The organism is Candidatus Pelagibacter sp. Uisw_113 (genome assembly GCF_047717815.1).
Taxonomy (GTDB): domain Bacteria; phylum Pseudomonadota; class Alphaproteobacteria; order Pelagibacterales; family Pelagibacteraceae; genus Pelagibacter.
On sequence record NZ_CP159809.1, the window covers coordinates 949,785 to 964,290 of the forward strand.

Below are 14,506 nucleotides of genomic sequence, written 5' to 3' on the forward strand. Positions count from 1 at the left end.
GTTATACTAGAGACTAAAGAGTATGGAAATTAATATCAATTGTGATTTAGGAGAAAAATCTAAGTTTCATTCTATCAAGAATGATCCTGAACTACTTAATATTGTAAATTCTGCCAACATTGCATGTGGCTACCATGCAGGTGATGAACAAACAATGGAGATGGTTATTCAAATTTCAAAAAAAAATGGTGTTAGTTTGGGTGCCCATCCATCATTTAATGACCCTGAAAACTTTGGAAGAAAAAGAATGAATTTAACTTCCTTAGAAATAAAAAAACTAATTTTTGATCAATATGAAATATTACAAAAAATTGCTCAAAAATATAATGAAAATGTTACTCATATTAAACCACATGGGGCTCTTAATAACATGGCTTGTGAAGACCTGGAATTAGCCACAACTCTAGCGGTGGCAATAAAAGAGATTAATAAAGATATCATTTATCTGGTACCAACCGGTTCGCAAATGGAAGTTGCTGCTAAGAAAAGTGATCTGAGAATAGCTTGTGAAATTTTTGCAGATAGAAATTATGAAGATAATGGAAATTTAATTTCTAGAAGCAAACCAAACGCTTTAATCACTGACCCTGAATTAGCCAAGAAACATGTATTGAACATGGTTAAAAATCAGGCAATAAATTGTCTCAGTGGTAAACAGATACCTTGCGAGATTGACTCGGTTTGTATACACGGTGATAATGAGAGTTCATTAGTAACTGCAAAAAATATTAGAGATAATTTGGTTGATAATGGCTTAGAACTAAAACCTTTAAATAAAATGGATAAATTTAACTAAAATATGAAAAAACTTATTTATACTTTATTAATAATTATAGCACTCACTAATAATTCTTTTTCAGCTGGTACAGCTAGTGATTCCTCTGATGGTTCCTCAAATTATACGAAAGCAAAGAATTTAATTAAAGCTGCTAAAAAATATGAAAAAAAAGGTAAAATTGAAAAAGCACAAAAAAAATATAAAAAAGCACAAAAGCTTCTTTTAAAATCTAATGAAAAAAAACCACTTCAAGCTGATACTTTAAATTATTTAGGTTTCACAACTAGAAAACTTGGAGATTATGAAAAAGGTGAGAAATTTTATCTACTAGGTCTACAAGTTGAGCCCAATCACAATGGGATAAATGAGTACCTTGGTGAGCTTTATGTAGTTACAAACCGAATAGATATGGCTAAAGAAAGGTTAGAAGTTTTAAAAACTTGTAATTGTGAAGAGTATGAGGAGCTAAAAGAAATTATTGACGGAACAAAGAAGTCTAAATATTAAATCATTGAATTAAAATAATTATTTAATATTATAAAAAAATCTTGATTGAAGAATTCATAATTTTAACCCAAATCATTTTTATAGATATCATCTTAGCTGCTGATAACGCTATTATTATTGGCTTGATTGCTGCTAACTTTGTACCAAAAAATAGAAAACAAATAATTCTCTGGGGTGTTGCTGGAGCTTTAGTTTTTAAAGTTATTTTTGCAATTTTTGCTACTTATCTATTTGAATTTTATTATATTAAAATTTTAGGTGGGCTACTTCTAATTTGGATTGTTAATGATTTAAGAAAAGATTTAGTTGAAATGAAAAATAAAATTAAATCACCAGTAAAAAAATCTACAGAACCTTCATTTATAAAAAGCATTTATAAGGTTTTATTTGCAGATATTACGATAAGCTTTGATAACGTTATTGGAGTAGTTGGTGCTGCAAAAGGTTATTTTGGTTTCATGATATTTGGTCTTGTTTTATCTGTAATATTAACTGGAGCATTGGCCACTTATTTAGCAAATTATATTCAAAAAAACTTATGGATAGCTTATGTGGGCCTAGGCTTTATCTTAATTGTGGCACTACAATTAATAATTGGTGGATTAAATGATTATGGTGTTTTGTCAATTAACGAGACATTTAAACAATATTTTTAATCTAATATGAATGTTTCTTAGTAGGAAACTTACTTGTAATTACATCTTTCTTAAACTTTAGCGCAGCATCATTTATTTTTTTTTCAATATTTGAATACCGTTTAACAAATCTAGCTTTCATTTTATTTAATCCTATAAGATCATCTGTAACTAAAACTTGTCCATCACAATATACTGAGGCACCAATTCCAATCGTGGGAATATTAATCGTTTTTGTAATTTCTTTTGCTAGAGAACTTTCGATACACTCTAAAACAATTGAAAATACACCAGCTTCTTCTAAGAGCTTAGAGTCTCTTAAAATAGTTTTTCTTTCTTTTGTTTCTTTTCCTTTAAACTTAAAATTTGTTGCAGACTGTGGAAGAACACCAAGATGACCCATTACTGGAATTTTGTTCTTAATTAAAGTTTTGATTATTTGAACAATTTTTATACCACCTTCAAGCTTGACCGCATCACACTTCGTTTTAGCGATTATTTTTTTTGCATTTCGTAAAGCTTCTCTTGAGGTTCGGTAAGTGTTATGAGGCATATCTACTACCATTAAGCTTTTTTTAACACCCATCCTTACACTTTTAGAATGCTCAATCATCATATCTAATGTCACTTTTTTTGTAGAAGAAAAATTATAAAGTACAGATCCAAGGGAATCACCTACCAAAACAAGATCACAGTGTTTATCTATAATAGATGCAATATTTTTAGAGTAAGCAGTAAGACTTATAATTTTAGATTTATTTTTTTTTTCAATAAAGTTAATAATCTTACTATTCATTTTTTACCAAATACCATTATTTTTCATTGATGCCCACGGTTCTTTAATTTCTAAATTTCCTTCTTGTAAGATTTCTATAGAAATATTATCAGGGGATCTTACAAATGCCATATGGCCATCTCTAGGTGGTCTATTAATTGTATAGCCCATATCTTTAAGTCTCTTACACGTTTGATAGATATTTTCGACACGGTATGCCAAATGACCAAAATTACGAGATCCATCACCTAATTTATCACCATCCCAATTGTAAGTAAGTTCTAGTTCAGCCTTTTCATCACCAGGTGCAGCTAAAAAAATTAAAGTAAACCTCCCTTGTTCACTCTCCATTCTTCTAGTTTCGATTAAACCTAGTCCCTTGCAGTAAAAATCTAATGATTTCTCTACATCTGAGATTCTGATCATGGTATGTAAATATTTCATAATAATTTGTACTCTACAGTAAAGTATTACTCTAATTCAATGGTACTTGGTGGTTTTGAAGTAACATCATAAACTACTCTATTAATTCCTCTAATATTGTTAATAATTTGATTAGAAATTGATTGCATAAAACCTTTAGGAAAATCAAAAAAATCAGCAGTCATTCCATCTTCAGATGTAATTGCTCTTAATAAACAAATATGCTCGTACGTACGGTTGTCTCCCATAACACCAACAGTTTTTACTGGCAATAAAGCAGCATAAGCTTGCCAAATTTTATCGTATAATCCATGATCTCTTAAAGCTTTAATAAAATAAAAATCGGCTTCTTTTAAAATCTTAATTTTTTCGTTAGTTATAATACCAGGCATTCTTATAGCTAAGCCCGGACCAGGAAACGGATGTCTCGAGATCAAATCATTGGATAAATTAAGTTCCAACCCTAATTTTCTAACTTCATCTTTAAATAAGAATTTAAGAGGTTCCACTAATTTTAATTTCATTCTTTTTGGAAGGCCACCCACATTATGATGTGATTTTATTTTTGAAGTTTGACTACCTGTCACGGATTTACTTTCAATTACGTCAGGATAGAGAGTACCTTGTGCAAGAAAGTGAACATTTTTAATTTTTTTTGCATATCGCTCAAATATTTTAATAAATAAATTTCCAATAATTTTTCGTTTTTTTTCTGGATCAGACACATTTGTTAATTTTGTAATAAATTCTTTTTCTGCATTGACATAAATTAAATTCATTTTTAATTTTTTTTTAAATGTATTAACAACTTGTGTTTCTTCATTTTTTCTTAAAAGGCCATTGTTAACAAAAATACAAGTTAATTTTTTTCCGATTGCTTTACTTAGCAATTGCGCAACCACGCTACTATCAACACCACCCGACAATCCACAAATTACTCTGTTATTACCTACTTGTTCTTTAATTCCATTAATTAATTTTAATTTTTGATCTTTTAAAGACCAGTTTTTTTTAGTTTTACATATAAGGAAAACAAAATTACGTAATAAGATTTTTCCTTTTTTAGTGTGTGTTACTTCTGGGTGAAATTGCACTCCATAAAAATTATCTTTAGTATTTTCAATTATTGTTAATTTAGAATTTTTTGTAGATGCTATAATTTTGAAATTTCTTGGCATTTTGGATACTTGATCAGCATGGCTCATCCAAACATTACTTGTCTTATCTTTATTAAAAAAATTTTTGGTTAAAATACTATTTGATACTTTTTTTATAGTAGCAAGACCAAATTCTCTGTGTTTTGATTTTTTAACTTTACCACCTAACAATTTTGATAATACCTGGTGTCCAAAACATATACCTAGGATTGGAACTCCTAGTTTTAAAATCTTTTTATCAAATTTAAATTTGTCATTTTCATAAACATTAAGAGGGCCACCAGACAGTATTATTCCAGCAATATTATCTTTTATAATTTGGGTTATTTTTATTTTTTTGTGGCTAACTATTTCTGAAAAAACCCCTAATTCTCTTACTCTTCTTGCAATTAATTGAGTAAATTGAGAACCAAAATCAATTATTAAAATTTTACTTAAATTGTTATTAAGACTCATTTTTAGGTTCTAAATTCTTTAAGGATTCTAAAATAGAATTTTTTTTATTACATAATTTATTACAAATTTTAGAAAAATTATCCGCTAATTCTTTTACTTTGGAATAATTGGATCTTTTTAACTCTATTTCCATAAGCATATAATTAGCTTCTTCATTTTTAGGATTCAATAAGAGCACTGTATCTATATTTTTTTTTTCTTCTTTTTCATTCTCTTCAAAATTATAAATTTTTGCTAAATATAAATATGAGTTTTGATCCTTTGGGTTAAAAATAATACTTCTTTGAAGCAAAAATTTAGATTCTTCATACTTCTGTTTGTCATATTTATTTTTTCCTTTTTCAAAAAAATTGTTTTCTGCTAAAGAATAGCTGCCAAAATTTAAAAGCATAATTACCACAATTATTAATTTATTTATTTTTTTCATTAATATTTACTTTCATTTTTTACTTGATCAACATTATGAACCATACTTTCATAAAAACCTGCTTTTGTTATTTTTACAAAATTAGGTTTATTTTTAAGATTTGGAACTTTTTTTGCACCTAGATAGCCCATAGATGATTTTAAGCCTCCAATTAATTTATAAATTATACTTTTAACATCACCTTTGTATTTTACAAAACCTTCTACTCCTTCTGGAACATATTTAGATATATCTTTTTGTTTGGTTTGAAAATATCTATCAGCTGATCCTTTATTCATTGCTCCTACAGAGCCCATTCCTCTAAAACTTTTAAATAACTTGCCATTTTTTTTAATTAGTTTTCCAGGTGTTTCTAAACTACCTGCAAATAAAGAACCTATCATTATTGCATCAGCACCTGCTGACAGTGCCTTAGCTAAATCACCAGAATATTTAATTCCACCATCTGAAATAATTTTTACTTTATTATTTTTCACACCTTTTTTAACAGCTAATATTGCACTTAGCTGAGGCACACCAATACCAGCAACTAATCTAGTTGTACAGATTGATCCTGGTCCAATTCCAACTTTAATAATATCTACTCCTAATCTTATTAAAAATTTTGCAGCTTCTGCAGTTGCAATATTTCCAGCACATAGAGTTGTTTTGTTTGTTTTTAATTTTTTTATAGCTTTAATAATTTCTGCAACTTTTTTGCTATGTCCATGGGCTGTATCAACAACAATTAAATCCACCTTTTCTTTTAAAATAGCTTCTGCTCTTTTAAGCTCTAAAGGACCAGCTCCAACAGCTGCACCAACTAATAAATTTAATTTTTTTACCTTTTTAATTTCGTCAATTTGTTTTTTAATATTAAGGTTTCTATGAATTACACCAATACCTCCAGCTTTAGCTATTGCTATAGCCATTTTACTCTCTGTAACCGTATCCATTGCAGAGGATAATAAAGGTACTTTTAATGTTAAATTAGATGATAATTTTGTACTGGTATCAACTTCAGAAGGTAGGACTTCTGAGTATTTTGGTGCCATTGTGACGTCATCAAAGGTAAGAGCTTCTTTTATGGGATCCATAATCATGTATATATGATTCCTCTGAAAAAAAAAGTCCCTATCTTAAGATTTTACAAATAATAAAACTTTCCTTAGATTCTTTTCTGCTAGACTTAGGTTTAAATACCTTTACTTCTTTGAATAATTTTTTGCCTAAGGCAACTATTTCGTTAAATGATGAGCCTAAAAAAATCTTAGAGACAAATCGTCCTTCTTTAACCAACATTTCTTTAGAAAAATTCATGGCTTCCATTGCAAGTTCCCCTGTATAAATTGCATCTATATCTTTTATACCCGTTGTATTAACAGCCATATCAGACACAACAACATCGACTTTTGATTTGAATAAGCCTTTTATTTTTTTTTGAGAATCTAAATCAGTAAAATCACCTTTGATTTGAATTGTATTCTCAATTTCTTCCATACCCTTTATGTCAATTGAAACTAATCTTCCACTTTTTACTGTTCTTGAAATATATTGAGACCAGCTACCTGGCGATGCACCTAAATCTATTACTGATATTCCATTTTTTAATATCTTAAATTTTTCATCTATTTCTATTAATTTATATGCTGATCTAGCTCGATAACCATCTACCTGAGATTGTCTAACATAAATATCTCTTTTTTGTTTATTAATCCAATTTTTAGAAATTCTATTCTTTTTCAATTAATGACCAAACCTTAAACTTTTTAATAAAATTTTATTTTCTAATGTTTTTATATTTATTTTTACCTCTTTATGTAATCTCATATCTTTATCACCATCCCAAATTCCAGAAGCAAGATGTATTATGCCTAATTTATGATTAGGTAGGTAAGGTTCTACAAAACTTTTTTCTTGTTCGTTAAATTTTGGTAAAAGATTACTAACTAACCAATTGCAATTATGGGGTAAGAACTCTGTTTCTAAATCATCTATATAGACAGACATATTGATAGCAAGACCTTCTGAACCAAAAATATTTCCACTTTTTAAAGTTTGTTCTAGATTCTTTTGCCAAGAAACCCATCCAAGTGAATCTTTTTCTAAAGAAAAAACACCAATATTAATATGTGGAGCAAAGGCAAGTTTTCGCGCTTTATTTATTCCAATTTTTGATTTTATTGCATGTTTAAAATTTTGAGATTTAATTATTGCCACTTTTCCAAATAACCAATTAACTTTTGACATTATTTTATATCCAGGTGTAAAAGTTTGGGTAATTCCTAATTTACCATTCTCACAGGCTTTAAAATAAAGCTCTATTGAGTTCCAATCTGCTACCCAAGCGTCACAATCTATCCATAAGAATTTTTCATAACTAGGAAAATATTTTGGTAAGAAGGCTCTAGATACTTGACTCTTTAACCACTCCCTTCCTTTTACTTTAAACGCTGGAACATCAATGTCCCATTCGGCTGATTTAATTTCGTCAACTTTTTTAGATAATATGTTTCTTTGTTGCTCGGACAAACCAGCATCTAAAATGCAGATTGCTGTATCTTTGCTTTTTTCAAAACTCTTAATAGAATCGACTAATTCGTTAAGCAATTCAAAGTAATTTGAGTCAGCCAGAGATACAATTACATTTTTTTTCATCTACAGTATGTCTTCAAGATCATCATTATCATGATTTTCACCACTTAAAATTTTCTGTTTATAAATTTTTCGATAACTGAAGTATCCAAATGGAATTAAGAAAATATAGATTAATCCACAAATAACCAAAACTTTAAATGTATATATTAACAAAAGTCCAAAAAATAGCACAACACCAAACAATGCAAAAATTGTCATACGACGTGGTATGGAAATCTTTTTAAAAGCAAATGTTGGAATTTTACTAATCAATAAAAATGAAATCAAAATAAAGAATGTTGGTACAACTATATCGTAGTTAATTTTGATCAAATTTGTCTCACTTAGGCTTAATATTAACGGCATCAATACCAAAATTCCACCAGCAGGTGACGGCACACCTTCAAAGTAATTATCTTTCCATGATGGTTCTGAGTTTGAGCTCACGTTAAATCTTGCAAGTCGAAGAGCAACACAAACTACAAAAATCATTGTAAGTAACCAACCGAATTTGCCCAAATTATTTAAAGACCAGAAGTACATTATAAAAGCTGGAGCTACCCCAAAACTAATTAAATCTGCTAATGAGTCTAATTCCTTTCCAACCAAGGAAGTTCCTTTCAACATCCTTGCAACTCTGCCATCTAATGTATCAAAAATTGCTGCAAAAATAATAGCTATAATTGATAGTTCAAATTTTTCATCTAATGCAAATTTAATAGAACTTAACCCAATACATACATTTATTAATGTCAGTGCATTAGGTAAAAGCATTCTAGCTTTTTTATCTGATACAATTTTAAAATTATTTTTAGGTTGTTCCATAAGCTATCTTTTAGCTAATAGCGTTTCACCAGCAATTGTCTTTTGTCCTACTTTAATTAATGTTTCATAATTTTCAAAATAAACATCAGCCCTACTTCCAAATCTTATCATTCCAATTCTTTCACCTTGTTGTAAATTTTGATCCTTTGAAGATTCACATACAATCCTTCTGGCAATTAAACCTGCAATCTGAACAACAATAACGTCTTCTCCATGGCTATTCGTTATCTTGTAATAATTTCTTTCATTATCTTCACTTGCTTTATCAAGTGATGCATTTAAAAATTTTCCAGGCTTATAAAGTATTTCTAAAATTTTACCTTCACAAGGTGTTCTATTTACGTGACAATCAAATACGTTCATAAAAATACTAATCTTAGTGAATTTTCTATCTTCTAAACCTAGTTCTTTTGGTCCATCAACCTCATGAACCATTAAAACCTCACCATCTGCTGGACTCGTTAGGTAATTTTCATCATTTATTGAAATCCGTTCAGGATCTCTAAAAAAATAATAAACCCATATAGATAATACCAAACCAATTAATCCTAGAAAGGTACTGAGGAAATATAAAAAAATTGTTGCAATAATAGCTATAGCTAAAAATTTGTATCCTTCAGAATGAATTTTTGGGAAAATTTTCTCTAACATAAGCTTCTATTTGATAATTTTTTATTAATATGTATATAAAGCACTAAATTACAATTACTATTATATATTATTCATTTATGGCTAAAATAAAGGTTAAAAATCCCGTAGTTGAACTAGATGGTGATGAAATGACTAGAGTCATTTGGGAATTCATTAAAAGTAAACTGATTTTACCATATTTAGATTTAGATATTAAATACTATGATCTTGGCATGAAAAGCCGGGATGATACAGATGATGTAATAACCATAGATGCTGCTAAGGCAATTAAAGAACATAACGTTGGTATAAAATGTGCAACAATTACTCCAGATGAAGCACGTGTTGAAGAATTTAAGTTAAAAAAAATGTGGAGATCTCCAAATGGAACTATCCGAAATATTCTTGGAGGTACAGTTTTTAGAGAGCCCATAATTTGTAAAAATATTCCAAAACTTGTTCCAACTTGGACAGATCCTTTAATTATTGGAAGACATGCTTTTGGTGATCAATATAGAGCAACAGATTTTAAAGTCCCAGGTAAAGGTAAAATGGAAGTTAAATGGACTGCAGAAGATGGTAGTGATGAAATTAAATATGAGGTCTTTAATTTTCCTGGACCAGGAATTGCTTTATCAATGTACAATTTGGATAAATCTATAGAAGACTTTGCAAGATCTTGCTTTAACTACGGAATAATAAAAAAATGGCCTGTATATCTTTCTACAAAGAACACCATTCTAAAAATTTATGATGGCAGATTTAAAGATATCTTCCAGGAAATTTTTGATAAAGAATTTAAATCTAATTTTAATAAACTTAATATTACCTATGAACACAGACTAATTGATGACATGGTTGCTTGTGCAATGAAATGGAGTGGTAAATATATTTGGGCTTGTAAAAATTATGATGGTGATGTTCAATCAGATACTGTAGCTCAAGGATATGGGTCGTTAGGATTAATGACAAGTGTGCTTCTTGCGCCTGATGGAAAAACAATGGAAGCTGAAGCAGCTCATGGAACTGTAACTAGGCACTACAGAATGCATCAAGAAGGTAAAGAGACTTCTACAAACCCTATTGCATCAATTTTTGCTTGGACTAGAGGTTTGGCACATAGAGGAAAATTAGATGGCAATGAAGATTTAATTAAATTTTCAACTACATTGGAAAAAGTTTGTATTGATTGTGTTGAAAATGGATCAATGACAAAAGACTTGGCAATTTTAATTGGGCCCTCAAGCAATTACTTAACTACTAATCAATTTTTAGATGAACTTGATGGTCAGCTTAAGAAAACGCTTAATTAATTAATTTTTTAATATTTTCAAAAGACTGTTCAATTTTATCAGGCAACGTTCCGCCAGCTTGTGCAAAGTCAACTCTTCCACCACCACCTTTACCACCAATAACTTCTGAACCAGCTCTAACAATTTTTACAGCATCAAACTTGCCCTCTAATGTTTTGGTAACACCTACAGCTAATCCAACTTTATTGTCATTGATTGCATAAATTATTACTAATCCATCACCAATTTCTTTTTTTCCTTCATCTATTAGCTTACGTAGATCTTTAAATGGTAAATCTATAATATTTTGAAACCTAACCTTAAACCCATTAATAATTTGATCATTGATTTTGTTTTTTTTTTTATCTTTTAATATTGAGCTAACTGAAAGTTGATCAAATTGTCTATTAAGGTCTTTTATCAAAGCTACTTGATCACTATTTTGAAGATTAGGTTTTCCCCCTAATTTAATAATCTTTGTCTCTAATTCTTTTATAACTGCCTCATTTTTTTGATCTGACAGATTAGATAAGTTTTCTTTCTTTTTTAAAAAATCAACTAACTGCGTGTCTCTTAATGCTTCAATTCTCCTTACGCCTGCTGCAATAGATGATTGGCTAATAACCTTAAATTTTCCAATGTCAGCTGTATTTACAACGTGCGTTCCTCCACATAGTTCTGTTGAGAAAAATTTACCTTCCTCGTCTCCCATAGACAAAACTCTCACTTCATCACCATATTTTTCTCCAAATAAAGCTAAGGCACCATTCTCAACGGCTTCTTTAGGTGTCATTATTCTTGTTTTCACTTCTGACTTTTTTTGAATTATTGAGTTAACATAATGTTCAATCTTTCCCATCTCTTCTTCTGAGATAGGCTTCATATGACTAAAGTCAAATCTTAATCGATCAGACTGAACTAAAGATCCTTTTTGAGTTACATGCTCACCCAAAACTCTTCTTAACGCTTCGTGTAATAAATGAGTAGCAGAGTGGTAGGCTCTAATATTATTTCTTCTCTGTATATCTATTTTTAATTCAACACTGTCTTTTAATTTAACTGAACCTTTTATAACTTTTCCATAATGAACAAATAAATCCCCTAGTTTTTTTTGAACATCAGCTACTTCAAATTCAAAAACCTCATTAGAAATTATTCCTGTATCAGCAACTTGCCCCCCTGACTCGCCATAAAAAGGTGTTTGATTTGTAATTATAATTCCTTCATCATTTTCTTGTAGGTCTTGAACCTCTTTATTATTTTTAAGAATTAAAGTAATTACACCTTCTGCTTTGTCTGTGGAATATCCTAAAAAATCAGTTGCTCCTAAACGATCTTTTATATCAAACCATATTTGATCTATGAAACTATCCCCTGATCCTTTCCAATTTTTTTTTGCTAATTCTTTGCTTTCTTTCATTAATGAATCAAACTTCTCCCCATCTACAGTCAGTGATTTATTTTTCAAAATATCTTCAGTTAAATCTAATGGAAAACCAAATGTATCATAAAGTTTAAATGCCACTTCACCAGGTAATATTTTTTCTACTTTCTCTAACTCTTCATTTAATATTTTTATTCCTCTATCCAATAAAACTAAAAACTTTTCTTCTTCTGTTTTTAAAGTTTCTTTTATTAATGATTGTGCTCTTTCTAGCTCAGGATAATTGTTAGACATTTCTTCTAGGAGTGTTTTAAAGATATTATAGAAGACTGGTTTTTTGGAACCTAGCAAATGTGAGTGTCTCATTCCACGTCTCATAATTCTTCTAAGCACATATCCTCTACCTTCATTAGATGGTAAAACTCCTTCTGCTAATAAAAATGAACTTGCTCGTAAGTGATCTGCTATCACTCTAAAGCTAGATTGGTTAACTTCATCTACTTTAACTTTTAATGTGTCAGATGCAGATAGTATTAGTTTTTTAAAATGATCTGTTTCATAGTTATCGTGTGTTCCCTGCATTAGTGCAGCTATTCTCTCAAGACCCATACCAGTATCCACAGATGGTTTAGGTAAATCTATTCTTTTATCTTTTGAAATTTGCTCATATTGCATGAATACTAAATTCCATATTTCTATAAACCGGTTGCCGTCTTCATTTTTAGTACCAGGCAAGCCACCTTCTAAATGCTCACCATGATCATAAAATATTTCTGAGCATGGTCCACAAGGTCCTGTATCGCCCATAGACCAAAAGTTATCTGATGTTGCTATCTTGATTATTCTATCATCACTAAAACCAGCTATTTTCTTCCAAAAGTTGAATGCCTCTTCATCATTATGGTAAACTGTTACATAAAGACGATTTTTATCAATCCCAAACTCTTTAGTTATTAAATTCCATGCGTAACTAATTGCTTCTTCTTTAAAATAATCTCCAAATGAGAAATTTCCAAGCATTTCAAAAAATGTATGGTGCCTTGGTGTATAACCTACATTTTCAAGGTCGTTATGCTTACCACCTGCCCTTACACATTTTTGTGAGGTTGTGGCTCTTACATAGTCTCTTTTTTCCAATCCAGTGAATACATTTTTAAATTGTACCATTCCTGAATTTGCAAACATTAATGTCGGATCATTATTTGGAACTAAATTGCTAGACTCAACTATCCTGTGATCATTCTTTTCAAAATAATCTAAAAAAGTTGTTCTAACTTGATTTAGTGTTTTGTCAGCCATACATTTAAAATACAGCTTTTTTATTTGATGTCTAGATAAGTGTAGGGAAAAAAGGCGCTTAAACTAAGCGCCTTTTAATAATTAAAGATGACTTTAACTAATTCTTTTTAGATGGAGGTGTTACTTCTTCTTTTATCTCCACTTTAGAATCCTCAATTTGATCTTTTGCTGCTTTTTCTGGATCAAGAGGGTTACCTTCAATTTTTTTTGCTATCACTCCAGCTTTTTCTCTAATTGCCATTTCAATTTCTGCTGCAATTTTAGGATTTTGCTCTAAATAAGTTTTAGCATTTTCTCTTCCTTGGCCAATTTTTTCACCTTTATAAGCATACCAAGCTCCAGCTTTTTCAACAATGTCAGCTTTTGCACCAAGGTCCACTAATTCACCTACTTTACTAATACCTTTGCCGTACATTAGGTCAAATTCAACAACTTTAAATGGTGGTGCTACTTTATTTTTAACCACTTTAACTCTTGTTGAGTTACCAATTATTTCATCTCCATTTTTAATGGCACCAATTCTTCTGATATCTAATCTAACAGATGAATAGAATTTTAGTGCATTTCCACCAGATGTAGTCTCTGGACTTCCAAACATAACTCCAATTTTCATTCTAATTTGGTTAATAAAAATCATCATTGTATTTGTACTTGAGATTGAGCCTGTTAGCTTTCTTAAGGCTTGACTCATTAATCTTGATTGAAGTCCTACGTGGTGATCTCCCATTTCTCCTTCAATTTCAGCTCTAGGTGTTAGTGCCGCAACAGAGTCAATTACGATAACAGAAATTGATCCTGATTTAACTAGAGTATCCGCTATTTCTAGAGCTTGCTCACCAGTATCAGGTTGTGAAATTAATAACTCTTCAGTGTCTACACCAAGTTTTTTTGCATAAATTGGATCTAAAGCATGCTCTGCATCTATAAACGCACATGTTCCACCAGCTTTTTGAGCCTCTGCTAATACTTGTAATGCTAAGGTTGTTTTACCAGATGATTCTGGTCCGTAGACTTCAACAACTCTTCCTTTTGGTAAGCCACCTATTCCAAGCGCTACATCTAAGCTTAATGATCCAGTTGAAACTGACTCGATATCCATTGCTCTTCTTTGGCCAAGTTTCATAACTGATCCTTTTCCAAAATTATCGATAATTTGGGCCATTGCCGCGTCTAAAGCTTTGCTTTTTTCGTTGCCTTCTGCTTGTTGTGCTTTTGTAGTTTTTACTACTTTTAAGTTATTTTTAGTCATTTCATGCCTTTTTTATTTAATAATTAGTGTTCGAATCGTGTGTTAAATGTACA

General features: G+C 30.1%; 15 protein-coding genes. 4 read left to right on the top strand and 11 right to left on the bottom strand.

Translation table 11 applies throughout. From position 1 onward, the window contains the following. The first annotated feature begins 22 nt into the window (after positions 1-22). The 3 genes from ABXT39_RS05155 to ABXT39_RS05165 are packed head-to-tail and all read left to right on the top strand — an operon-like array spanning position 23 to position 1,941. Complete coding sequence (locus ABXT39_RS05155) at positions 23-796, top strand: 5-oxoprolinase subunit PxpA (RefSeq protein ID WP_415294683.1); 774 nt, start codon at positions 23-25, stop codon at positions 794-796. A 3-nt stretch (positions 797-799) separates the two neighbouring features. Then, a complete protein-coding gene (locus ABXT39_RS05160) occupies positions 800-1,285 on the top strand; it encodes a tetratricopeptide repeat protein (RefSeq protein ID WP_415294684.1) in 486 nt (161 codons plus the stop codon). A 41-nt stretch (positions 1,286-1,326) separates the two neighbouring features. Beyond that, complete coding sequence (locus ABXT39_RS05165; protein WP_415294685.1) at positions 1,327-1,941, top strand: YjbE family putative metal transport protein; 615 nt, start codon at positions 1,327-1,329, stop codon at positions 1,939-1,941. 1 nt (position 1,942) lies between these two features. Here the strand turns inward: ABXT39_RS05165 and panB are convergent, their stop codons facing one another. Genes panB through ABXT39_RS05210 form a run of 9 tightly spaced genes read right to left on the bottom strand, consistent with a single transcriptional unit; the run spans position 1,943 to position 9,250 of the window. Next, the gene (gene panB / locus ABXT39_RS05170; RefSeq protein ID WP_415294686.1) at positions 1,943-2,716 is read right to left on the bottom strand and encodes a 3-methyl-2-oxobutanoate hydroxymethyltransferase; all 774 of its coding nucleotides are present in this window, start codon (positions 2,714-2,716) and stop codon (positions 1,943-1,945) included. A 3-nt stretch (positions 2,717-2,719) separates the two neighbouring features. Further along, entirely contained in the window at positions 2,720-3,139 is a 420-nt protein-coding gene (locus tag ABXT39_RS05175; RefSeq protein WP_415294687.1) for a VOC family protein, read from the bottom strand. A 26-nt stretch (positions 3,140-3,165) separates the two neighbouring features. Further along, positions 3,166-4,731, bottom strand: a complete 1,566-nt coding sequence (guaA, locus tag ABXT39_RS05180) for a glutamine-hydrolyzing GMP synthase (RefSeq protein WP_415294688.1) — start codon at positions 4,729-4,731, stop codon at positions 3,166-3,168. Then, positions 4,721-5,158, bottom strand: coding sequence for a hypothetical protein (locus tag ABXT39_RS05185; protein ID WP_415294689.1), 438 nt, complete (start codon positions 5,156-5,158; stop codon positions 4,721-4,723). Before ABXT39_RS05185 ends, guaA begins: the two co-directional genes overlap by 11 nt. After that, a complete protein-coding gene (guaB, locus tag ABXT39_RS05190) occupies positions 5,158-6,234 on the bottom strand; it encodes an IMP dehydrogenase (protein ID WP_415294690.1) in 1,077 nt (358 codons plus the stop codon). The genes ABXT39_RS05185 and guaB overlap by 1 nt, the downstream gene beginning before the upstream one ends. Before the next feature lie 37 nt (positions 6,235-6,271). Next, the gene (locus ABXT39_RS05195) at positions 6,272-6,883 is read right to left on the bottom strand and encodes an RlmE family RNA methyltransferase (RefSeq protein ID WP_415294691.1); all 612 of its coding nucleotides are present in this window, start codon (positions 6,881-6,883) and stop codon (positions 6,272-6,274) included. Then, entirely contained in the window at positions 6,884-7,795 is a 912-nt protein-coding gene (locus ABXT39_RS05200; protein ID WP_415294692.1) for a glycosyltransferase, read from the bottom strand. Beyond that, entirely contained in the window at positions 7,796-8,599 is an 804-nt protein-coding gene (pssA, locus tag ABXT39_RS05205; RefSeq protein ID WP_415294693.1) for a CDP-diacylglycerol--serine O-phosphatidyltransferase, read from the bottom strand. A gap of 3 nt (positions 8,600-8,602) precedes the next feature. After that, positions 8,603-9,250, bottom strand: a complete 648-nt coding sequence (locus tag ABXT39_RS05210; RefSeq protein WP_415294694.1) for a phosphatidylserine decarboxylase — start codon at positions 9,248-9,250, stop codon at positions 8,603-8,605. Positions 9,251-9,327: 77 nt separating this feature from the next. Between ABXT39_RS05210 and ABXT39_RS05215 the strand changes: the two genes are divergently transcribed. Then, on the top strand, positions 9,328-10,542 hold the full coding sequence (locus ABXT39_RS05215; RefSeq protein ID WP_415294695.1) for an NADP-dependent isocitrate dehydrogenase: 1,215 nt from the start codon (positions 9,328-9,330) through the stop codon (positions 10,540-10,542). On the opposite strand, the gene alaS is transcribed toward ABXT39_RS05215, so the two are convergent. Then, positions 10,535-13,204: an alanine--tRNA ligase gene (gene alaS / locus ABXT39_RS05220; protein WP_415294696.1), complete on the bottom strand. Its 2,670-nt coding sequence runs from the start codon at positions 13,202-13,204 to the stop codon at positions 10,535-10,537. The genes ABXT39_RS05215 and alaS overlap by 8 nt on opposite strands. A gap of 97 nt (positions 13,205-13,301) precedes the next feature. Continuing rightward, positions 13,302-14,453: a recombinase RecA gene (recA, locus tag ABXT39_RS05225; RefSeq protein ID WP_415294697.1), complete on the bottom strand. Its 1,152-nt coding sequence runs from the start codon at positions 14,451-14,453 to the stop codon at positions 13,302-13,304. Positions 14,454-14,506: the final 53 nt, after the last annotated feature.